Below are 219 nucleotides of genomic sequence, written 5' to 3'. Positions count from 1 at the left end.
TCAAACAACGCCACAGCCTCGGCACCCTCACACTCATCGAGTCCTACGCATCCAAGGTGAAAAAGACCCTGGATGCCTGGAACCTCCGAGCAAAACTCGCCGCCACACCCGCACACCGCATTAAAACGGTCGCCACCCAACGGCTTAAAGAACTCCGTGCTAAGCGCATAGCCAAACCAGGTGTGCGCATCACCTACCGGGAACAAGGCCCCAACACGC

1 pseudogene is annotated in these 219 nt (G+C 58.0%); it reads left to right on the top strand.

The annotated features are described in order from the left end of the window. Nucleotides 1-219: pseudogene (locus HMPREF2781_RS09800) on the top strand (HNH endonuclease); the annotation flags it as partial.

The organism is Corynebacterium sp. HMSC062A03 (genome assembly GCF_001811145.1).
In the GTDB taxonomy this organism is placed as follows: domain Bacteria; phylum Actinomycetota; class Actinomycetes; order Mycobacteriales; family Mycobacteriaceae; genus Corynebacterium; species Corynebacterium aurimucosum.
This window is presented reverse-complemented; position numbering and strand designations above follow the sequence as displayed.